Genomic DNA, 21,277 nt, shown 5'->3' with positions numbered 1-21,277 from the left:
CTTCCACCGAGGTTTCCGCAGAACATGACACCTTCGGGATGCCCCGGACGGGGGTTCGCCCGCACCACGCGCAGGCGCGGTGCGGCGGCGGCAGCGCACACTGGGGGTAATCGGCGAGGCGAGGAGTCCACAGTGCGCGATCCCGAGCAGCGAACCGTCCTCATCACCGGCGCGACCAACGGCCTCGGCCGGGCCCTCGCGCACCGGGTCGCCAGCTCCGGCTCCCGGGTGCTCGTGCACGGTCGCGACGCCGGACGAACCGAGCAGGTCCGGGCGGAGCTCCCAGCGACCTCGGGAGCGGAGCACGCCGCGGTGGTAGCCGATCTCGCCGAGCTGCGGCAGGTCGAGCGGCTGGCCGGAGACGTCCGCCGGTGCACCGACCGGCTGAACGTGCTGGTGAACAACGCGGGCACCGGTTCCGGTCCGCCGGGTGCCGGGCGCGAGTTCAGCGCGGACGGCGTGGAGCTGCGCTTCGCCGTGAACTACCTCGCGGGCTACCACCTGACCCGGTTGCTGCTGCCCCTGCTGGTCGCCTCGGCACCCGCCCGGGTGATCAACGTGGCTTCGGCCGGTCAGCACCCGATCGACTTCGACGACCCAATGCTCTCGCACGACTACCTGGGTGCCCGCGCCTACGCGCAGAGCAAGCTCGCGCAGATCATGTTCACCTTCGACCTGGCCGCGCAACTGGCCGGGAGCGGGGTGACCGCCAACGCGGTGCACCCCGCGACCTACATGAACACCGCGATGGTCCGGGAGGCCGGGGTGAGCCCGGTGAGCACCGTGGCCGAGGGCGCCGAAGCCGTGTTGCACCTGGTCAACGACCCCGGACTGGACGAGATCACCGGTTCGTACTTCCATGGGACCCGAGTCTGCCGGGCACTCGAGCAGGCTTACGACGAGCAGGCCCGGGCCCGGTTGCGCGAGCTGTCCGACAAGCTCGTCGAGCAGTCCCCAAGCTGACCGGAGGGCTGGTGCCATGAGCGAACGCAAGATCGTCGTCGGCGTGGACGGGTCGGACCCGTCGAAGTGCGCGTTGCGGTGGGCGGTCAGGCAGGCCGCGCTGAGCGGTGCCACCGTGCACGCGGTCGGTTCCTGGGAGTTCCCGGCGTTCTACAGCTGGGAGGGCGGCCCGATGCCGCCGGACGACTTCGAGGACGCCGCGCGCAAGGCCCTGGACGACACCGTCGAGCAGATCCAGCGCGAAGACCTCCCGACGGTGCCGATCGAGCGCGAGCTCGTCCACGGGCACGCCGCCCAAGCGCTGCTGGACGCCTCCGACGGGGCTGAGCTGCTGGTGGTCGGCAGCCGAGGGCACGGCAGCTTCTACGGAGCGTTGCTCGGTTCAGTGAGCCAGCGCTGCGCCGTGCACGCCAAGTGCCCGGTGGTCATCGTCCGGCACTGAGCTCAGTCCCGTGGGGCGTGGCCGAGGCGTTCGGACAGGGTGGCCGCCCCGTCTCGGATCAGCTCGCTCAGGGCCGCTTCGGTCTCCTCGTTCCACCGCAGGATCGGCACCGCAATGCTGATCGCGGCCACCACCTGCGCGGTGTGGTCGCGCACCGGCGCGGCCACGCACGCCACCGCTTCGTTGGACTCGCAGTGCTCGCGCGCCACCCCGTCCGCCGCGATCCGGTCTAGTTCGGCGCGCAGCGCCTTGCGGGTGGTGATGCTGTGCTCGGTCATCGCCTTGAGGCGGCCCCTGCCGTAGAGCTCGTCGACTTCGGCACTGGACAGCGCGGCCAGCAGCGCCTTGCCGACCGCGGTGCAGTGTGCGGGCAGCCGCCGTCCCACCGCGGAGACCATGCGGACCGGGTGGCTGCTGTCGACCTTGGCCACGTAGAGCACCTCGGTCTCCTCGCGAACGCCGACGTGCACCGTCTCCTGGCAGCGCTCGGCGACCTCCTCCGCGACCAGCTGGCCCTCCCGCGCCAGGTCGAGGCGCTCGGCGTAGGCCGAACCGAGCTGGAAGCCGCGCACCCCGAGGCGGAACTTGTTGCTGCCCCGCCCGGCGGGCATCAGGTAGCCGCGTTCGCTGAGGGTGCCGACCAGCTCGTGCACCGTGGTGCGCGGCAGGCCGAGCTGCGCGGTGATCTCCGGTGCGCTGAGCTCGTGGGTGTCCAGGAACAGCTCCAGGACGTCGAATGCCCGTTCCACCGCAGGTACCGCTCGTGCCACCGCTGGTGCTCCTCCCCCGCCGTTCCGACGTGACCGGTATTTCGAACATCGTACCCGATACCGGCCGCGGAACGGCGGTTCCGCCAGGGCGGTCCACGCTCCGCCATACGATTTCTCGGCCTTCGTCCGGTACCCCGACGAGCGGACAAGTGCGCCGGGCGCGGGAGCCCCTGCGGTCCCAGGACCTTCCCGCCGAGGACACCCTGGCCACCAGCAGCAAATCTTCCTGGAGGCGCGCAGTACCGGCTCGCCGCGCCGGCGACCAAGTCCACTGTGGACTCCCTAGTCGGGCGTTGACGCCCGGCGCGTGGCGTTGAAGAGTGGTGGCCGGACTGTTACCGGCGAAGGAGTCGCGATGGCAGCGCCCACCCAGGCCCCGGACGTGTTCGACCCGCGCAGGTACGCCGCCGGTGTGCCGCACGAGGACTTCGCCTGGCTACGCGAGCACGCGCCGGTGAGCTGGCAGCAGGAGCGCGAGGTCGGCGACTGGCCCGGCGGCCCCGGGTTCTGGGCGGTGACCCGGTACTCGGACGTGGTCGCGGTGCTGAAGTCCGCCGACACCTACTCCTCCTGGCTGGGCGCCACCCAGATCCGCGACCCCGACCCGGCGGACCTGCCGTTCATCCGGCGCATGATGCTCAACCTCGACCCGCCCGAGCACGGGCGGCTGCGGCGGCTGGTCAGCCGGGCGTTCACACCGCGGCGCGTCGACCGGTTCCGCGAGGCGGTGGCCGAGCGGGCGCGGTTGCTGGTCGACGGTGTCGTCGAGCGCGGCAGCTGCGACCTGCCGGTGGAGGTGACCGACGACTACCCGCTGCGCAACCTCGCGGACCTGCTCGGGGTGCCGGAGGCCGACCGCGGGATGCTGCTGGAATGGACCAACCGGGTGATCGGCTACCAGGACCCCGAGCACTCCGAGGTCACGCTGGACGCCGACGGCAAGCCGATGAACCCGCGCTCCCCGGCCATGCTCGCGGACATGTTCGCCTTCGCCCAGGACCTCGCGGCGTTCAAGCGGCGCAACCCGGCGGACGACGTGATGACCGCGCTGGCCCACGCCGAACTCGCCGACGCCGAACTGGAGATGTTCTTCTTCCTGCTCTCGGTGGCGGGCAACGACACGGTGCGCAGCGCGCTGCCCGGCGGGGTGCTCGCCTTCGCCCAGCACCCCGACCAGCACCGGCTGCTGCTGGCGGAGCCGGAGCTGCTCGACTCCGCGGTGGAGGAGACGTTGCGCTTCCACCCGCCGGTGCTCAGCTTCCGCCGCACCGCCGCCACCGAGGCCGAACTGGGCGGGCAGCGGATCCGCGCCGGGGACAAGGTCGTGGTGTTCCACTGCTCGGCGCACTTCGACGACCGGCAGTTCCCCGACCCGCACCGCTTCGACATCCGCCGCTCCCCCGGTGCCCACGTCGCCTTCGGTGACGGCCCGCACGTGTGCCTGGGCGCGCACTTCGCCCGCTTGCAGCTGCGCGCCTTCTACCGCGAGGCGCTGTGGCGGATGCGCGACCTGCAGTTGAGTGGGCCGGTGCGGCACCTGGTGTCGAACTTCATCAACGGCATCAAGCACCTGCCGCTGTCCTTCGCACCCGTCCCGCGCTGACCCGGTCGGTCCCTCGGCCTATGGTCGGGCGATGAGCACTGCTGCGCCGCTGCGCTCGCGGTCCGGCCGCTGGATCCTCGTCGCCACGATCCTGGGGTCCGGGGTGGCGTTCCTGGACGGTTCGGTGGTCAACGTCGCGCTGCCCGCGATCGGCCGCGAGGTCGGCGGGCAGCTCAGCGTCCTGCAGTGGGTGCTCGACGCCTACCTGCTCACGCTCAGCGCGCTGCTGCTGCTCGGCGGTGCGCTCGGGGACCGCTACGGCCGCCGCCGGGTGTACGTGGTCGGGCTGGTGCTGTTCACCGCCGCATCGCTGGCGTGTGGGCTGGCCCCGACCGGTGAGGCACTGGTCGTGGCGCGGTTGGTGCAGGGCGTCGGTGGGGCGTTGCTGGTGCCGGGGAGCCTGGCGTTGATCAACTCGACCATCCGGCAGGCCGACCGCGGCGAGGCGGTCGGCCGGTGGGCGGGGCTGACCGGGGTGTCCTCGGCGATCGGGCCCTTCCTGGGTGGCTGGCTGGTGGACGCGGTTTCCTGGCGCTGGGTGTTCTACATCAACATCCCGATCGCGGCGGCCGCCCTGCTGGCGCTGCGGCACGTCCCCGAGACCCGGAACCCGCAGGCCGCGGGGCGCTTGGACGTCTTCGGCGCGATCGCGGTCACCGCCGGGCTGGCCGGGGCGGTGGTCGCGCTGATCGAGATCCCGTCCGTGGGCTGGACCCCGCTGACCACCGCGGCCGCCGTCATCGGGGCGGCGGGCCTGGTGGCCTTCCCGCTCATCGAGCTGCGCCACCCGAACCCGCTGCTGCCGCTGTCGCTGTTCCGCTCCGCGCAGTTCACCGGGGCCAACCTCACGACGCTGGCCGTCTACGCGGCGCTGAGCGGGGCCCTGTTCCTGCTGTCCTTGCAGCTGCAGCAGTCGATGGGCTACAGCGCGCTCGCAGCGGGCATCGCGACGTTGCCGATCACCATCATCATGCTGCTGCTGTCCAGCCGGGTGGGCGCGGTCGCGCAGCGCACCGGCCCGCGGTTGCCGATGACGGTGGGTCCGATCACCTGCGCGGCCGGTCTCGCCCTGTTGACCTGGGCGGTTCCCGGCAGCACCTACCTGACCGGCGTGCTGCCGGGGGTGCTGGTGTTCGGCCTGGGCCTGTCGCTCACCGTCGCCCCGCTGACCTCAGCCGTGCTGGCCTCGGTGAACGAGGACAACGCCGGGCTGGCCTCCGGGGTGAACAACGCGGTGTCCCGGTTGGCGGGGCTGCTCGCGGTGGCGGTGCTGCCGGTGGTCGCCGGCCTCTCCCGCACCGGGGCGGGCGAACCGCTGGGGCCCGGCTTCGGCCGGGCGTTGTTGATCTCGGCTGCGCTGTGCGCTGTCGGCGGGGTGCTGTCCTGGCTCACCATCGGGCGCGCGGAGCGCGTGGACACCTACCCCCTGCCGGGCCTCAACCACGCGTGCCAGGACCCCTGCACCTGCCACCAGGATCGGCGGTGAGGGCGTCAGCCCGCGGCCCGCTTCGCCCGAACCTCTTCGGCGGTGTGGGCCGTGCCCCCGATCGCCCACCCTCCGCTGGGCGTCTCGGTGATCACGACGTGCGTCACCGGTCGCAGCGCTTCGCCTTCGACCGCGATGACCGCCTCGGAGACACCCTCGACCAGGCGTCGCTTCTCCTCGTCGCTGAACACCCCGGCGATCACCTTGATGTCGACGAACGGCATCGGACAGCTCCCCCGACTGGGCGCGATCACGCGCTGATCCGGACTCCGGTCATGCGGCCCGCACCCCGGCCACCGTCAGGCGCTGCATGCGCAGCAGCCAGAGCTCCAGCTCGGCCAGCTGGCCGTCGAGGGCTTCGCTGCCGTACATGTCCGGACTGGCGCGCAGGGTCATCAGCTCTTCCCAGCGCCGCTCCATCTGGTCGACCAGTTCTCGCACCGTCACCTGCAAGCCCCTCCCCGAACGATTCACCGCCGACGACGGTACGGCGCGATCGTGCACGCTCGGTAAGGCCAAAAGTCACGGTTTCACCCGATCCGCCCGATGCGGGGCACCCCACGGCGGGGCTCCGTTGTGGTGTGATCAAGGCATGCGACGAGGGCGCCGAGGGCATCCCTGCGAACCCGACACCAGCCAGATGGGCCTCTGGCGCTGCGACGTCTGCGGGCAGCAGTGGGAGGTCCACGGGGTCGCCGGCAACCCGCGGGTCCGCAAGGTCAGCAGGATCGGCTGGTTCTTCGCCAAGTTGCTCGGCTGAGGCAGCCGGACCGGGCCACGGGCTACGCTGGCGGGAGCTCGCGACCACCGCTCGGCACGCCGCCGTCGTCGGCACCCCCGCCTGGCAGCTCCCGCGAGCACGCCGCACCACCACGGCCCCGGGCCTCCTCGAACCGTGCGCGGCACCACACCCAGGAAGTCCACTGTGGAGGGATCTTTGCACGTGCTGGCCACGCTTCCCGTCGGACCGGTCACCTACCAGCTGCGCCGGGCGAGCGCGGCCGAGCTGGAGGCCGTCGTCGAACTGCTCGCCGCCGACCAGCTCGGGGTGACCCGGGAATCGACCACCGACCTGGCGCCGTACCGGACCGCGTTCGCGGCCATCGACGCCGACCCCGCGCACCTGCTGCTGGTGGCCACCACCGGTGACGAGGTCGTGGCGACCATGCAGCTGACGTTCATCCCCGGCCTTGCCCGGCGCGGCGCGCTGCGCGCCCAGATCGAGGCAGTGCGGGTGCACGAGCGCCACCGCAGCAACGGCCTCGGCGGCGAGATGATCAGGTGGGCCATCGATGAGGCCCGCCGCCGCGGGTGCGCCCTGGTGCAGCTGACCACCGACAAGCAGCGGAGCGACGCGCACCGGTTCTACCAGCGGCTCGGCTTCACCGCCTCCCACGAGGGCCTCAAGCTCGCCCTGTGACCACCAGCTACGCTGGTGGCGCGATGCGACGCAAGCTCACCTCGCCGCTGCCGCAGCGGCACGGCGTGGACCCGGTCCGGATGCGACTGCCCCTCGACGGGCCCTGGCGCACCGTCCGGGACCACCTCGTCGACCGGATCCAGAAGCTCGCACCGGACCGCATCGACGCCATGCTCGCCGACGGACGCGTCGTCGGCACCGACGGCCCGATCGCCCTCGACGCCCCGTTCGTCCCCGGCGCGTTCATCTGGTTCCACCGGGACCTGCCGGTGGAGGTCCCGGTCCCGTTCCCGATCGACGTGGTGCACCGCGACGAGCACCTGCTGGTGGTGGACAAACCGCACTTCCTGGCCACCACCCCGCGCGGTGGCCACGTCGCGGAGACCGCGCTGGTCCGGCTGCGCCGCGACCTCGACCTCCCGGAGCTCAGCCCGGCTCACCGGCTGGACCGGCTGACCGCTGGGCTGGTCATGTTCGTGATCACCCCGCGGCACCGCGGCGCGTACCAGACGCTGTTCCACGACCGGGAGGTGCGCAAGGAGTACGAGGCCATCGCCGGTTTCGACCCCGAGCTGCAGCTGCCCCGCACAGTGCGCAGCCGGATCCACAAGCAGCGCGGCGTGCTGGCCGCCGAGGAGGTCCCCGGTGAGCCCAACAGCGAAACCCGCGTCGAACTCGTCGAGCACCGCGGTGGGCTGGGCCGCTACCGGCTGCTCCCCCGCACCGGCCGCACCCACCAGCTGCGCGTGCACCTGAACAGCCTGGGCATCCCGATCGTCGGCGACGACCTGTACCCGGTGGTCCGCGAACGCGCCGCCGACGACTTCAGCAACCCGCTGCAGCTGCTGGCCAAGGTCCTGGAGTTCACCGACCCGGTCACCGGGCAGCAGCGCCGTTTCGAGTCCCACCGCACCCTCGACGCCTGGCTCCACCCCGGGTAGCGGCCGACGAGGCACCTGGTCGGTCGGGAGGCGCTGTCCGTCCGCACTGGACTGGAGCAGGAGGACGGGAGTGGGAATCCGCTATCCGCTCCCTCCCATTCTCAACGTATAGCGCAGTGGGGGGCTTGCCGCAAGACCCGGGTCATACCGCAGAATCTCCCGCCGAAGCCAGGAAGCACCGGAATCGTCGGCGCGTGGGGACGCCGAGTTGCGTAGCACTCCGGCCGGATGTCCTTTTCGTTGATCGAAGTCTTCGCGCTCGTCCGGGCCCTGCCCCGACCGCGAGCGACGCACGAGGGAGAAGCAGTGGTTGATACCGACAGCAATGCGGCGACGTCGTTCTCGCCCGGTCGCTACGTGCTCGGATTCCAGGAGGTCGATCAGGGCCAGCTCCCGATCGTGGGTGGGAAGGGTGCGCACCTCGGGGAGCTCTCGCGGATCGAGGGTATCGACGTGCCGCCTGGCTACTGCGTGACGACCGAGGCGTTCCGGCGGGTCGTGGCGGACGCACCGTCCTTGGAGGACCTGCTCGACCAACTGTCGAAACTGGACCCGGACGACCAGGACGCGATTGGTGCGCTGAGCGCGGAGATCCGCGGCGTCGTCAGCGGACTCGCCATCCCCGACGACCTGGCGGCGGCGCTCACCCGCCCGCTGGCCGAGCTGGGCGAGAACACCCCCTGTGCCGTGCGGTCCAGCGCGACGGCCGAGGACCTGCCGACTGCGTCCTTCGCGGGCCAGCAGGACTCGTACCTGAACGTGGTGGGACCCGAGGCAGTCCTCGAGCACATCAAGTCGTGCTGGGCGTCGCTGTTCACCGAACGGGCCGTGACCTACCGGCTGCGGAACGGTTTTGACCACCGCGAGGTCCGGATGGCCGTGGTCGTGCAGCGGATGGTCTCGCCAGCGGTCTCCGGTGTCCTGTTCACCGCCGACCCCGTCACGGGGCACCGGGAGGTCACCAACGTGGAGGCGAGCTTCGGCCTCGGTGAGGCGCTCGTCGCCGGGCTGGTGAACGCCGACGTCTACCAGGTGCGGGACGGCGAGGTCGTCCACAAGGCGGTCGCCACCAAGCAGCTGGCCATCCAGCCCGCACCGGGAGGCGGGACGCGGCAGGAGGCGCTCGGCGCCGAGGTGCAGCAGCAGCCGACGCTGACCGATGCGCAGGTGGTGCGGTTGGCGCAGCTGGGGCGGCGGATCGAGGCGCACTTCGGCCAACCCCAGGACATCGAGTGGTGCCTGGCCGACGGCGACTTCCAGGTCGTGCAGAGCAGGCCGATCACGACGCTGTTCCCCATCCCGCCCACCGAGGAACCCGGCAATCGGGTCTACCTCTCCGTCGGCCACCAGCAGATGATGACCGACGCGATGAAGCCGCTGGGGCTGTCGGTCTGGCAGCTGACCACGCCGCGCCCCATGGCCGAGGCGGGTGGGCGGCTGTTCGTCGACGTCACCGAGCGCCTGACCTCGTCGCAGCGCACCCGCGAGGAGTTCCTGGAGCTGATGGGCAAGTCCGACCCGCTGATGCGGGACGCGATGCAGACCGTGGTCGACCGCGGTGACTTCCTCCCGCCCGCGAACGGTGCCGACCTGCCGCCGGTGGTCGCTCCCCCCGAGCAGGTCGAGACCGACCCGGCGATCGTCGACGAGCTGATCGCGAGCAACCAGGCGTCCCTGGCCTCCGTCGAGCGCGACATCCAGGCGCACCGCGGCGCGGACCTGTTCGACTTCGTCCTGGCGGACTTCCAGGAGCTGCGGCGGCAGCTGTTCGCACCGGGCAGCCGCCAGGCGACCATGGTGGGGATGGACGCCACGTGGTGGCTCAACGACCGGATGCGCGAGTGGCTCGGCGAGGACAACGCGGCCGACACGCTCACTCAGTCCGTCCCGCACAACGTCACCTCGGAGATGGGCCTCGCGCTCCTGGACGTCGCCGACGCGATCCGCCCGCACCCGGAGGTCATCGCCTTCCTCCGCGAGGTCACCGACGACGGCTTCCTCGACGAGCTGCCCGCGCTCGCGGGCGGGCGCGAGGCGCGGGAGGCGATCCGCGGCTACCTCGACCAGTACGGGATGCGCTGCGTCGGCGAGATCGACATCACCCGACCGCGCTGGAGCGAGCGCCCCAGCGCGCTGGTACCCGTGATCCTCGGCAACGTCGAGAACTTCGAGGCGGGCGCCAGCCGACGGCTGTTCGAGCAGGGCGAGCGGGAAGCCCGGCAGAAGGAACAGGAGCTGCTGGAGCGCTTGCGGGCACTGCCGGACGGTGCGCGCAAGGCCGACGAGACCAAGGCGGTGATCGACCGCCTGCGCACCTTCATCGGCTACCGGGAGTACCCCAAGTACGGCATGATCAGCCGCTACGCCATCTACAAGCGGGCCCTGCTGGGAGAAGCCGAGCGCCTGGTGCGGGCCGGGGTGCTCGGCGCGGTGGAGGACATCTTCTACCTGAGGTTCCAGGAACTCCACGAGGTGGCGCGCACCGGGGAGGTGAACCACCAGCTCATCGAGCGGCGCCGGGCGGAGTTCCGCACCCACCAGGCACTCACCCCGCCCCGGGTGCTCACCTCGGACGGCGAGGCCGTCACCGGGTCCTACCGCCGCGACGACGCGCCCGACGGCGCACTGCTCGGCCTCCCGGTCTCCACCGGGACCGTCGAGGGGCGCGCCCGCGTCGTGCTGGAGATGACCGGCGCCGATCTCGAAGCGGGCGACATCCTGGTCACCGCCTACACCGATCCCAGCTGGTCACCGGTGTTCGTCACGATCCAGGGCCTGGTGACCGAGGTCGGCGGCATGATGACCCACGGAGCGGTGATCGCCCGCGAGTACGGCCTGCCGACCGTGGTGGGCGTGCCGGGTGCCACCAGGCTGATCCAGGACGGGCAGCGCATCCGGGTGAACGGGACCAGCGGCTACGTCGAGATCCTGTCCTAGTCCCCGCTGCGGCGCGCCTGGCCGGGCGAGTCCCGGCCAGGCGCGGGCGGCTGCAGGTAGCCCTGACCGGCCAGGTAGGCCTTGCGCCAGCGGGTGACCTCGACGGCGGCGAACAGCCCGGCGCGGGTGAACGGGTCCCGCGCGATGAAGTCCTCGGCCTCCGCTCGGGTTTCGACGTCGAGCAGGTAGACGCCGCCGGATGCGGTGTCCTCGTCGTCGGCGAGCTTGGCCCCGCAAGCCAGCAGCAGGTCCTTGTGCTCCTCCAGGAACGCCAGGTGCGCCGGTCGGTTGTCCAGCCGCACCTGCTGGTGGTTCGGCTTGTCGAAGGTTTCGACGAAGTACGGCACGTGCCCTCCCGGTCAGCCGAGGAATCCCCACAGCAGGATCGCCGCGGTGTAGATCGCGCCCACCCAGAACATCATGATCACCGTGTAGCCCATGACGTCCTTGAGCCGCAGGCGGGACAGCGCCAGCGCGGGCAGGATCCAGAAGGGTTGCACGAGGTCGTTCCAGGCGTTGCCGAGCATCACCGACATCGCCACGTCCGGCATCGGAGCACCGATCGCGTTTGCCGCGTCCACCATGAACGGGCCCTGGACCACCCAGTGCCCGCCGCCCGAGGGCGCGAAGAAGTTGATGACGAACGAGCTGATCAGGCCCCAGAACCCGAGCGTCTCCGGGGTGGCGATGCCCACGAACACCTGCGAGATGGTGCCGACCAGGCCGGAGGCGGCCATGATCGCCATGATGCCCGCGTAGAACGGGTACTGGAGAATGATGCCGGAGATGGTCCTGATGCCCTCGCCGAGCTTGGCGACGTAGGCCGCCGGGGTGCCCAGCAGCAGGATCCCCAGGAACAGGATGAAGAAGTTCACCAGGTCCAGGTCGGCGGCGCCGCCGCGGAGGAAGTGCACGACGACGTAGACCATCCCCAACGCACCGATCAGCAGGCTCAGGACCCGGCTGTTGTTCAACCGGGAGGCCACCGTGGTCGTGCTGGAGTCCTCGGGCCCCATCGCCCGGGCCGGGCGCTCGGTGTGCAGGGCGGGGTCGATCTCCGTGACCGGTTGGCCCGGCTTGGGGTGCAGCACCGCGTTGAGGACCGGCAGCGTGACCAGCACCGCGAGCGAGGTCAGCAGCATCGGCAGCGAGAAGATGGTCTCGGCCAGCGAGATCACGCCCATCGCGCTCTCCAGGGCGTGGCCGCTGGTGGAGATGGTCAGCGGGATCGTCGCCGACAGGCCCAGGCCGTAGAGGGTGAACCCGCTGTAGGCGGCGGCGATGATCAGCGGGTAGTGCACCCCGGGCACCCTCAGCGCCAGCTTCTTCGCCACGATCCCCCCGATGACCAGGCCGAACCCCCAGTTCAGGTAGGAGCCGACGGAGCCGATCAGGGTGGCCACCGCGACCGCGGTCCGCGGCTGGTGCACCCGGCTGACCACGGCGTCGAGCACCCGGTCGGTGACCGGCGCGCTGGCCAGCACGTAGCCCATCGCCAGGATGACGGCCATCTGCGTGGTGAACGACAGCAGGTTCCAGAACCCGTCGCCCCACGCCTCGGTGATCTCGAGGAACCCCTTGCCCTGCACCGTCAGCGCCAGCAGCAGGGTGAGCAGGGTCAGCCCGATCGCGAAGACGAACGGGTCGGGCAGGTACCGGCGCATCAGCTCGGTGAAGAAGTGGGCGATCTTGGTCATCAGTGCTTTCCTTGCCGACCGGGGACTTCCCGGTGCGTGATCAGAGGGTGGCGACCGGGGTGACCGGCGAGCCGACCGCTCCGGGGAGGTTCAGCGGCGGCGCGGTGAGCAGGAACCGGCTGCGGCCGCGGGCCCGCAGGTGCTCGGCGAGCGGGGTCAGCCGCCACAGCTCGCCCAGGTGCACGCCGAGCCTGAACAGGCAGTGCTCGTGCAGTGGCAGCACCGCGTTGGGCGCGGGGGCCGCCGGGGCGGGGAAGGCCTCCACCGCGTAGTTGTCGGCGACCAGCGCGGCCAGGCCGGATTCGGTGATCCAGGCCAGCAGCTCCGGGTCGCGTCCGTTGAGGACGGCGCCGAACCCGTGCAGGACTCCGGGATCCGGGTCCCCGCCCATGGCCAGCACCTGCTCGGCGAACCCGGTGTGCAGGCAGACGATGTCGCCCGCCTCGACCACGACCCCGTCGGCGGCCATGATCTCGGCGAGCTGCCGGTGGCCCACCAGCGACCGCCCGTCGCCGAGGTGCGCGCGCAGGTCGATCAGCACCGCACGGCCCTGCACCGCGCTGCGGGCCATGTGGTCGATCCCGAGCGGTCCGGCCGAGGACGTGCTGCGCTCATGCAGCGACGCGGTGCCCGCATCGTCCAGCCCGGACGGTCCGCGGACGTGGTCGGTGGCGCGGAACCCGTTGTAGAAAACCGGTTCCGGGACCCCGTCGCCGTCGGCGTCGAACATCGACCCGGCGTGGGCCAGGGAGTCCCACTGGGTGGAGTACTGCAGGTGCAGGACGGCCAGGTCGTCGCAGAGCACGTCGGTGTGGCCGGGGTGCAGGCGGGCCACCTCGAAGTTGTAGTTGACCTGACCGGCGCGCAGGTTCGGGCGCAGCACGGGCGGGAACCGGTTCGGGTTCAGCGCGGTCCCGCCGGGCAGGTCCAGCGGCAGGCTCAGGCAGAAGCTGCGCCCTTCGACGACCTCGGCGACGCCCTCCCGCACCTTCTCCGCGGTGATCAGGTTGAGTCGTCCGAGGTTGTCGTCAGGACCGAACTCGCCCCAGTTGGAGCCTTCCGGGCGCCGCACCCAACGCGGGTTCTCCATCGCTACCTCCACAACCCGTTCGAGATCAGGCCGGGACGGCCGCAGCACGCGGGCCTGCGGTGTGCGCGCGGTCGTCGTGGTTCGGGCGGCGCAGTAGCAGCAGCATGCAGCCCAGGGTCAGCAGCACCTGGAAGATCGCGTAGCCGATCACCGCCGTGATCGAACCGGACAGGTTCAGCAGGAACTGGCCCACGATCGGCGTGGTGCCGCCGAGGATCGTGCCGCACAGCTGGTAGCACAGCGAGATGCCGGTGTAGCGGACGTGCGCCGGGAACCGGCTGGCCAGCATCCCCGCCAGCGCCGCGTAGTACAGGCAGTGCGGGATGGTCGCGACGGCCACACCGACCATCGCCAGGCCGTAGTTGTTGGTGCTGATCAGCACGAACATCAGCGGCAGCAGCACCACCTCGGGCAGCAGCATGACTGTCACCGCGCGGGACCAGCTGCGCATCCTGGTGGCGATGACCGCGCCGAACGGCTGGGCGAAGATCTGCACGATGTTGGCGACCAGGATGATGGTCAGGAACGAGCTGCGGTCGAACTCCAGGGTGCTGGTGGCCCAGGACAGCGCGAAGGTCGACTTGAAGTAGGTGGCCGACAGGCCGATCGTGCAGGCGCCGATGCCCAGCGCCAGCAGGGCCGGGTGCGAGCGCACGACCTCCCAGACCGGCAGCTTGGCGACTTGGTCGCGCGCGATCAGGTTGGCCATCGCGGGCGATTCGGTGACCCGCATCCGGATGAACAGGCCCACCAGCACCAGCAGCGCGGAGGCCAGGAACGGCACGCGCCAACCCCAGCCCAGGAACGCCTCGTCCGGCAGCTGGCTGATGGCCAGGAAGCTCAGCGTGCTCAGGGTGTTGCCGACCGGCGAGCCCTGCTGGGCGAAGGCACCGTAGAGGATCGACTTGCCCCGGGGCGCGTGCTCGGAGGCGATCAGGACCGAACCGCCCCACTCCCCGCCCAAGCCGATGCCCTGCACCATGCGGATGAACACCAGCAGGACCGGCGCCCACACGCCGATCTCGGCGTAGCCGGGCAGCAGGCCGATCAGGGTGGTCGCGACGCCCATCATCAGCAGCGTGATGACCAGGGTCTTCTTCCGGCCGAGCCGGTCACCGACGTGGCCGAAGACGATGCCGCCGAGCGGCCGGGCCAGGAAGCCGACCCAGAACGTCGCGAAGGCCACCAGGGTCCCCACCGCGCCATCGAGCTCCGGGAAGAAGACCTCGTCGAAGACCAGGGCTGAGGCCGTGCCGTAGATGTAGAAGTCGAACCACTCGATGGTCGAGCCGATGAAGGCCCCGACCCCGGCGCGGTTGGCCGTCCGGCTCTGCTCCCGCGCGTTGCCCGCACCCATGCATTCTCCCTCGAACCTCCGGTGCTGGTGAGCGCCCAGCGCCCACCTCCCGTGTGATCGGGGCAACGGTGTCACCTCGCACCAAGACTGTCCAATACAGAATCAGTGCGACAGCAAGACTCAATCATTCTCAATCGGCGGCATCTTCCCTGGTCAGAGCGCGGTCGGGGTGGGCAGTGCCTCCTCGGCGATCTCCAGGACGGTGCGCAGCGCCGCGGAGGTGTTGTCGGTGCGCCAGGCCAGCGCCGCGTGCAGGCGGGTCGGCTTGCCCGCCAGCGGCCGGTAGACCAGGCCGGTCTGCTGGATGTGCTGGCAGGAGGTCAGGGTGAGGGTGACGCCGACGCCCGCGGCCACCAGCGCCAGGATCGTGTAGGAGTCCGGTGCTTCCTGCACGACCCGCGGGTTGAACCCGCCCGACACGCACGCCTTGACCAGCGCGTCGCGCAGGGTGGATCCGGCGTTGGCCGGGAAGCTGACGAACGGCTCGTCGGCCAGCTGCTCGATCGCGACGCGGTCCTGCTGGGCCAGCGGGTGGTCGGTGGGCACCGCGCAGATCAGCTCCTCGACCTCGATCACCCGGGTGCTCACCCCGGGCTGGTGGACCGGGAGCCGGACGAAACCCAGGTCCAGCGAGCCGTCGGCGACCTTGGCCAGCGCGACGTTGGCGTAGGTCTGCCCGCGCATCACCAGCTCCAGGCCCGGGTGCGCGGCGCGCACCGCGCGGGTCAGCAGCGGCAGCGACTCGTGGCTGGAGGCCCCGGCGAAGCCGACGGTGACCCGCCCGTACTCGCCGCGGCCCGCCGCCTTCGCCGCCCGGACCGCGGTGTCGACGTCCTCGAGCACCGCGCGGGCCGGCTCCAGCAACGACTCCCCCGCGCTGGTCAGCCGGACCGACCTGGTGTTGCGCTCGAAGAGCTGCACGCCGAGCTCGCGCTCCAGCTGCCGGATCTGCTGGCTCAGCGGCGGCTGCGCCATCTGCAGCCGCTTGGCCGCCCGACCGAAGTGCAGTTCCTCGGCGACGGCGACGAACGCGGTCAGGTAGCGGAGCTCCACGGCAGACCTCGACATCCGGCGAATTCATCAGCTAGCGCTCTTGATCCGACACTAATTCAGTATTGGACAGCTATCAATGGCGGTGGCAGCTTGGTGCCGATCGAACCGAACATCGAGGAGCCCGAGGATGCCCAACCCGGTCGCCGCGTCAACACCTCCGGTCCGCAGCCCGGACAAGACCACGACGATGCGGGAGGCGATTGCCGCCCACGTCACCGACGGGGCGACCGTGGCGCTGGAGGGCTTCACGCACCTGATCCCGACCGCGGCCGGGCACGAGATCATCCGGCAGGGGCGCCGGGACCTCACGGTGGCGCGGATGACCGCCGACATCGTCACCGACCAGCTGATCGCCGGTGGCTGCGTGCGCAGGCTGGTGTCGTCGTTCGTCGGCAACTCCACCGCCGGCTCGCTCGGCGAGCTGCGCCGCCGCATCGAGACCGGGCAGCCCGCGCCGCTGGAGCACGAGGAGTACAGCCACTACGGGATGATCTGCCGCTACCTGGCCGGGGCGCAGCGGCTGCCGTTCTACCCGCTGCGCTCCTACGCGGGCAGCGACCTGCCGTCGATCAACCCCGGCATCCGCAAGGTCACCTCGCCCTACCCCGGTCCGGACGGCGCCGAGGAGCAGGTCTACGTGGTGCCGCCGCTGAACCCGGACGTCACGATCGTCCACGCGCAGCGCGCCGACCGGGCGGGCAACACCCAGATCTGGGGACTGACCGGGGTCCAGGCCGAAGCCGTCTACGCCGCCCGGAAGGCGGTCGTGGTGGTCGAGGAGGTGGTGGCCGACGAGGTGATCCGCTCCGACCCGAACCGCACGGTCATCCCGGCGCACGCGGTGGACGCGGTGGTGGAGTGCCCGGGCGGCGCGCACCCGGCCTTCGCGCAGGGCTACTACGACCGCGACGGCGAGTTCTACCGCGGCTGGTCGCACATCAGCAAGGACCCGGAGCGGCTGCGCCGGTGGCTCGACGAGTGGGTCCGCGGCACCGCCGACCACAGCGAGTACCTGGCCAAGCTGGGCGCGGTGACGTGGGAGCGGTTGGCGGTCGGCGAGGCGTGGAGCCAGCCGGTCAACTACGGACGTCGGCGGTGACGCCGACCAGCGCAGGAGGAGTCGAGATGGACGCTGCGGTCACGTCGTCGGAGCTGCTCGCCGCGGTCGCCTCGCGCGAGCTGGTGGGCAAGGGCACCGTGTTCGCCGGGATCGGGCTGCCCACCCTGGCGGTGTCGCTGGCGCAGCTCACCGTCGCTCCCGACATCGAGATCGTCTACGAGTCGGGGGTCTGCGGCGCGCACCCCTCGCACCTGCCGGAGACCATCGCGGACTCGGTGCTGATCACCGACTCCGAGGCGGTGCTGTCGATGCCCGCGCTGTTCGGGTACGTGCTGCAGGGCGGCCGCATCGACGTCGGCTTTCTCGGCGCCGCGCAGATCGACCGGTGGGGGAACCTGAACTCCTCGGTGATCGGCGACTGGCACGCGCCGAAGGTGCGGCTGCCCGGTTCCGGTGGGGCGGTGGAGGTGATGGCCAACTCCCGCGAGGTGTTCGTGGTGATGCGCCGCCACGATTCGCGCTCCCTGGTGGCCGAGCTCGACTTCTGCACCTCGCCGGGCCCGGACCGGGCGCTGCGCGACGGGGTCCGGCCGCGTGGGGCGGGGGTCACCCGGGTGATCACCGATCTCGGCGTCCTGGCCCGCGACGGCGTCGGCGAGCCGCTGCGCCTGGTGGCCACGCACCCCGGGGTCACCCCCGAGCAGGTCCGGGCGGCCACCGGGTGGGAGCTGGCGGTGGCCGACGAGCTCACCACCATCGAGCCGCCCACCGGGGACGAGCTCCGCCTGCTGCGCGAGGACGTCGATCCGGACCGGGTCTACCTGCGCTGAACCGGTCCCGGCGCCGGTCGTCGGCGCGGGGCTGACCTCGCCGACGACCGAGCTCCCGGGCAGCGCCGCCCCATCCGCTCAGACCGCGCTCGGCAGCACCAGGAAGCACCACGCCAGGACCGGACCGGCCCCCACGATCCCCGCGGTGTAGCCGATGATCTGCTTGTAGAAGCGGTCGCGGTCCACGCCGCGGGCGTTGCTGAGCACCAGGGCGCCGTTGGTGGAGAACGGCGAGGTGTCCACGATCGTCGTGGAGATCGCCAGCGCGGCCACCAGCCCGGCGGCGCTGAGGTGGCTGGCCAGCAGCAGCGGCACGGCGATCGGGATGATCGCGGTCAGGATCGCCGTCGAGGAGGCGAAGGCCGACACCACCGCCACCACGAAGCACAGCAGCAGGGCCACGAACAGCGGTGCGCCCATCCCCGCCGCGCCCTGCGAGACGGCGTCGACGGTGCCCGCCTTCTCCAGGATCCCGACGTAGGTCACCATGCCCGCCACCAGCAGGATCGTCGACCAGCTGATGCCCTCGACCGCCTTGGCCTGGTTCTTCACGTCGACCAGGGTGAGCACGGTGGCCGCCAGCAGCGCGAGGAAGCCGATCTCCAGGTGGAACACCAGGGCACCCACCACCAGCCCGGCCAACGCCACCAGCGTCAGCGCCTGCCGCCAGGTCAACCGCGCCGCGTCGAGCTGCTCGGTCACCCCTGCCCCGGCGAGCTGCTCGCGCTTGCGGCCGAACCCGCCCAGCAGGAAGAAGGTCAGCAGCGACAGCAGGAAGTTGAACCCGAAGCTGGCCAGGAACAACGCCGACGGCGCCACCTCCAGCGGGGTCTGGTCGACCATGCCCAGCACCAGCGCGCCGGAGACGGCGATCGGCGAGAACGCACCGGCGTGCGCGCCGCTGATCACCATCATGCCCACCATGAGCTGGCTGATGCCGAACCGGTGGGCGAAGTTCATGCCGACCGGTGCCAGCAGCGCCACCGCGGCCGGGGTGAAGGTGCCGAAGGCGGTCAGCACGGCCGCGACCGCGAACAGCACCCACGGGATCAGCGCGGCCTTGCCGCGCACCAGCCGGATCCCGGCCCGCACCAGCAGGTCGATCGTGCCGTTGCGCTGGGCTACCGAGAACAGGTAGGTGACGCCGACGATCGTGACGAACAGCGAGACCGGGAATCCTTCGAAGATCTCGTCCTCGGAGAGCCCGAGCGAGGCGGTCCCGACGACGAACGCGCCGATGAAGGCGAGGATCCCGATGTTGATGGGCAGCACGGTGGCCACGATGAACATGACGCCGAGGGCGCCGATGGAGATCATTTCGGCAGACATCTTCGTCCTAGGTGATCGGGGGTCTGGCGGATGCTAGGCCGGGAGCGGGTCCGGCACCAGGAGGTCGGCTTCGCAGAGGATCCGGGCGGCCCGCTCGACGGTGACCCGGCGCGGTCGGGACCCGGTGACCTCTCGGCAGGTGACCGCGACGACCCCGGCCGGGGTGCCGATCCGCAGCACCGGACCTGCTGCCGCGGGCACCACCGAGCCGTCGAGCAGCGCGGCGACGGCGACCCCGACCGCGGAGGTCAGGCCGATAGCCGGGTGCGGGGAGTTCATCGACAGCATGCGCACCGAGACGTCGTAGTCAGCGGCGGCGACGTCCTCGCCGAGCGAGGTCCGGTAGTCGGCGGGGGCGCCGACGATGCCGACCTTCGGCACCGCATCGTCGGGTGCGGCACCGGGCTCGGACAGCCCCATCCGCAGCGCGGCGGCGTGCCGGACCTGCCGCAGCGGGGCCACGAGCTGGCGCACCTCGGCCAGCGCTGCCACCGCGCTGCGGCCGATCCCGGCCGCGTCGAGCAGCACCACCGGCGCGCCCGCGTCGACCATCGTGGCCCTGGCGGACCGCCCGTCGAAGGCGAGCTCGTCGACCACCCGGCCAGTGGGGGTGACCGATCCGGTGGTGCGCCCGGCCGGGTCCAGGAAGGTCAGCCCGACCGCCACTCCCCCGGCGCGGGTGCCGGGCACGGTCCGGGTGCCGAACTCGTGGACGCGACCGCCGGTCGTGTCCACCTCGGCCTCCAGCACGGCCCCGGTGTTGGTGTTGCGCAGGACCACCCGGGTGCGGTCGCCGCTGATCGGCACGAGCCCGCGGGCCACCGACCACAGCGCGATCGCAGTGGCGCAGTTGCCGCAGTTGCTCCCCCACTCGACCCGGCGGACACCGATGCCGACCTGCCCGAACAGGTACTCGACGTCGACGCCAGGCGCGTCGGAGGCACGGACGACGGCCGCCTTGGACGTGGTCGGGGTGGCTCCGCCGATCCCGTCGAGCTGCACCGGGTCGGCCGCGCCGTAGGCGTTGACCAGCAGTGCTTCCAGGTCCTGCGCGGTGGGGTCCACTGTGGCGGGCAGGGCGGACTGGTCGAACAGCCAGCACTTGCTGGTGCCACCGCGCACCAGCGTTGCGGGTACGTGCACTGGAACTTCCTTCTCCGGGGGTCGGTTGGCGTTCACCCTGACAACCCGAAGACTTCAGTACAATGTTCAGGTTCTTACCCTGACTTAAGCTGAGCTAATACCCCGGTGCGAGTTCCGCCGCGTCTGACCTCAGTGGAACTCGCACCCTCGACGACGGGAGGAATGCGTGCTGGACGTCCGAAGGGTGTTGCTGCTGGTGGAGGCCGCCGAGCGCGGATCGCTGAGCGCGGCCGCCGAGGCGCTGGTGATCACGCCGTCCGCGGCCTCCCAGCAGATGTCCAGGCTGGAGTCCGAGGTCGGCCAGCCGCTCCTGCACCGCCTCCCGCGTGGCGTCCAGCTCACCGACGCCGGGCGCGCGCTGGCCGAGCGCGGGCGCGCCATCCGGCGCGAACTCCGCGGCGCGCAGGCGGACCTGGATGCACTGGCCACATTGGATGAGGGGACGCTGCGGCTCGGGTCGTTCCCGACCGCGGGCGCCTCGCTGCTGCCCCTGGCGCTGACCCGCTTCTCCCGCAAGCACCCCGGGATCCGCACCACCGTGCGCTCCGCGCTGTTCGACGAGCTGGTGGACCTGCTGCACACCGGCGAGGTCGAGCTGGCGATGCTGTGGGACTACGACTGGAACCGGGTCGACGACACCTCGCTGGTCGTCGACCACCTGCTCGACGACCCCACCGTGCTCGTCGTCCCAGCCAACTCCGAGCTGCTGGAGGCCGACTCCCTCGGGCTGGCCGACCTGGCCGAGCACCAGTGGATCATCCGCGCCGACAACCACCCGGTCGCCGAGGTCCTGCGGCGCAGCTGCCGCCTCGCCGGATTCGAGCCGATCATCTCCTACGAGTCGCACGACTACCAGGAGGCGCAGGCGATGGTCGCGGCCGGGCTGGGCATCGCGATCGCACCCCGGCTGGCGCTGACCAACCGCCGCCACGACGTGCGGCTGGTCAACTTCGCCACCGACGTGCCCGCCCCGACCCGGCGGATCCTGCTGGCCCGGCCGGCCAACCGCACCCCGACCCCGGCCGCCGCGGCGATGGCCGACGTCCTGCACGCGGTGGCGCAGAAGTTCACCGACACCAACCTGCACCTGACCCAGCTGGGCACGGTGCGCGCCCGCAGCGCGGGCTGACCGGCCCCGCCCCGGCGCGCTAGGGCA

At 71.3% G+C, this 21,277-nt stretch carries 21 protein-coding genes; 11 read left to right on the top strand and 10 right to left on the bottom strand.

Translation table 11 applies throughout. The features are described 5' to 3' along the window. The first annotated feature begins 132 nt into the window (after positions 1 to 132). Both ABT324_RS10000 and ABT324_RS09995 read left to right on the top strand, forming a co-directional pair. Positions 133 to 963, top strand: a complete 831-nt coding sequence (locus ABT324_RS10000; protein WP_351174549.1) for an SDR family NAD(P)-dependent oxidoreductase — start codon at positions 133 to 135, stop codon at positions 961 to 963. 16 nt (positions 964 to 979) lie between these two features. Further along, positions 980 to 1,405, top strand: a complete 426-nt coding sequence (locus ABT324_RS09995) for a universal stress protein (protein WP_351174547.1) — start codon at positions 980 to 982, stop codon at positions 1,403 to 1,405. A gap of 2 nt (positions 1,406 to 1,407) precedes the next feature. Here ABT324_RS09995 and ABT324_RS09990 read toward each other — a convergent pair whose 3' ends face one another. Further along, positions 1,408 to 2,175 carry an IclR family transcriptional regulator gene (locus ABT324_RS09990; protein WP_351174545.1) on the bottom strand — a complete coding sequence of 256 codons (768 nt, stop codon included), beginning with the start codon at positions 2,173 to 2,175 and terminating at the stop codon, positions 1,408 to 1,410. 355 nt (positions 2,176 to 2,530) lie between these two features. Here ABT324_RS09990 and ABT324_RS09985 point away from each other — a divergent pair, with 355 nt between their 5' ends. Next, the gene (locus ABT324_RS09985) at positions 2,531 to 3,778 is read left to right on the top strand and encodes a cytochrome P450 (RefSeq protein ID WP_351174543.1); all 1,248 of its coding nucleotides are present in this window, start codon (positions 2,531 to 2,533) and stop codon (positions 3,776 to 3,778) included. 31 nt (positions 3,779 to 3,809) lie between these two features. Then, positions 3,810 to 5,264: an MFS transporter gene (locus ABT324_RS09980; RefSeq protein ID WP_351174541.1), complete on the top strand. Its 1,455-nt coding sequence runs from the start codon at positions 3,810 to 3,812 to the stop codon at positions 5,262 to 5,264. A 5-nt stretch (positions 5,265 to 5,269) separates the two neighbouring features. Here ABT324_RS09980 and ABT324_RS09975 read toward each other — a convergent pair whose 3' ends face one another. Further along, entirely contained in the window at positions 5,270 to 5,488 is a 219-nt protein-coding gene (locus tag ABT324_RS09975) for a tautomerase family protein (RefSeq protein WP_351174539.1), read from the bottom strand. 49 nt (positions 5,489 to 5,537) lie between these two features. Continuing rightward, complete coding sequence (locus ABT324_RS09970; protein WP_351174537.1) at positions 5,538 to 5,711, bottom strand: hypothetical protein; 174 nt, start codon at positions 5,709 to 5,711, stop codon at positions 5,538 to 5,540. 145 nt (positions 5,712 to 5,856) lie between these two features. Here ABT324_RS09970 and ABT324_RS09965 point away from each other — a divergent pair, with 145 nt between their 5' ends. The 4 genes from ABT324_RS09965 to rph all read left to right on the top strand — a co-directional run bounded on the left by ABT324_RS09965 (position 5,857) and on the right by rph (position 10,562). Continuing rightward, a complete protein-coding gene (locus ABT324_RS09965) occupies positions 5,857 to 6,024 on the top strand; it encodes a hypothetical protein (RefSeq protein WP_351174535.1) in 168 nt (55 codons plus the stop codon). 165 nt (positions 6,025 to 6,189) lie between these two features. Further along, the gene (locus tag ABT324_RS09960; protein WP_351174533.1) at positions 6,190 to 6,684 is read left to right on the top strand and encodes a GNAT family N-acetyltransferase; all 495 of its coding nucleotides are present in this window, start codon (positions 6,190 to 6,192) and stop codon (positions 6,682 to 6,684) included. 23 nt (positions 6,685 to 6,707) lie between these two features. Then, entirely contained in the window at positions 6,708 to 7,625 is a 918-nt protein-coding gene (locus ABT324_RS09955; protein WP_351174531.1) for an RluA family pseudouridine synthase, read from the top strand. A gap of 306 nt (positions 7,626 to 7,931) precedes the next feature. Further along, positions 7,932 to 10,562 carry a rifamycin-inactivating phosphotransferase gene (gene rph / locus ABT324_RS09950; RefSeq protein ID WP_351174529.1) on the top strand — a complete coding sequence of 877 codons (2,631 nt, stop codon included), beginning with the start codon at positions 7,932 to 7,934 and terminating at the stop codon, positions 10,560 to 10,562. On the opposite strand, the gene ABT324_RS09945 is transcribed toward rph, so the two are convergent. The 5 genes from ABT324_RS09945 to ABT324_RS09925 form a co-directional block, all read right to left on the bottom strand. Further along, positions 10,559 to 10,909: a YciI family protein gene (locus tag ABT324_RS09945; protein WP_351174527.1), complete on the bottom strand. Its 351-nt coding sequence runs from the start codon at positions 10,907 to 10,909 to the stop codon at positions 10,559 to 10,561. The genes rph and ABT324_RS09945 overlap by 4 nt on opposite strands. A gap of 12 nt (positions 10,910 to 10,921) precedes the next feature. Beyond that, positions 10,922 to 12,259 carry a short-chain fatty acid transporter gene (locus ABT324_RS09940; RefSeq protein ID WP_351174525.1) on the bottom strand — a complete coding sequence of 446 codons (1,338 nt, stop codon included), beginning with the start codon at positions 12,257 to 12,259 and terminating at the stop codon, positions 10,922 to 10,924. A gap of 40 nt (positions 12,260 to 12,299) precedes the next feature. After that, positions 12,300 to 13,349: a cyclase family protein gene (locus tag ABT324_RS09935; protein ID WP_351174523.1), complete on the bottom strand. Its 1,050-nt coding sequence runs from the start codon at positions 13,347 to 13,349 to the stop codon at positions 12,300 to 12,302. Positions 13,350 to 13,374: 25 nt separating this feature from the next. Then, positions 13,375 to 14,706 (bottom strand): MFS transporter, encoded by a 1,332-nt coding sequence (locus tag ABT324_RS09930; RefSeq protein ID WP_351174521.1) that lies wholly within the window; start codon positions 14,704 to 14,706, stop codon positions 13,375 to 13,377. 153 nt (positions 14,707 to 14,859) lie between these two features. Next, complete coding sequence (locus tag ABT324_RS09925; protein ID WP_351174693.1) at positions 14,860 to 15,759, bottom strand: LysR family transcriptional regulator; 900 nt, start codon at positions 15,757 to 15,759, stop codon at positions 14,860 to 14,862. A 127-nt stretch (positions 15,760 to 15,886) separates the two neighbouring features. Here ABT324_RS09925 and ABT324_RS09920 point away from each other — a divergent pair, with 127 nt between their 5' ends. Both ABT324_RS09920 and ABT324_RS09915 read left to right on the top strand, forming a co-directional pair. Further along, entirely contained in the window at positions 15,887 to 16,858 is a 972-nt protein-coding gene (locus ABT324_RS09920) for a CoA transferase subunit A (RefSeq protein ID WP_351174519.1), read from the top strand. Between the two features lie 26 nt (positions 16,859 to 16,884). After that, entirely contained in the window at positions 16,885 to 17,649 is a 765-nt protein-coding gene (locus ABT324_RS09915; RefSeq protein WP_351174517.1) for a CoA-transferase subunit beta, read from the top strand. Positions 17,650 to 17,727: 78 nt separating this feature from the next. Here the strand turns inward: ABT324_RS09915 and ABT324_RS09910 are convergent, their stop codons facing one another. Next, a complete protein-coding gene (locus ABT324_RS09910; protein ID WP_351174515.1) occupies positions 17,728 to 18,978 on the bottom strand; it encodes an SLC13 family permease in 1,251 nt (416 codons plus the stop codon). 33 nt (positions 18,979 to 19,011) lie between these two features. Next, positions 19,012 to 20,121, bottom strand: a complete 1,110-nt coding sequence (locus ABT324_RS09905; RefSeq protein WP_351174513.1) for a PrpF domain-containing protein — start codon at positions 20,119 to 20,121, stop codon at positions 19,012 to 19,014. A gap of 166 nt (positions 20,122 to 20,287) precedes the next feature. On the opposite strand from ABT324_RS09905, the gene ABT324_RS09900 reads away from it, so the two are divergent. After that, a complete protein-coding gene (locus ABT324_RS09900; protein ID WP_351174511.1) occupies positions 20,288 to 21,250 on the top strand; it encodes a LysR family transcriptional regulator in 963 nt (320 codons plus the stop codon). The last annotated feature ends 27 nt before the right edge of the window (positions 21,251 to 21,277 follow it).

Origin of the sequence: Saccharopolyspora sp. NPDC000359, assembly GCF_040300525.1 — a bacterium.
Classification (GTDB): Bacteria; Actinomycetota; Actinomycetes; order Mycobacteriales; family Pseudonocardiaceae; genus Saccharopolyspora.
This window is presented reverse-complemented; position numbering and strand designations above follow the sequence as displayed.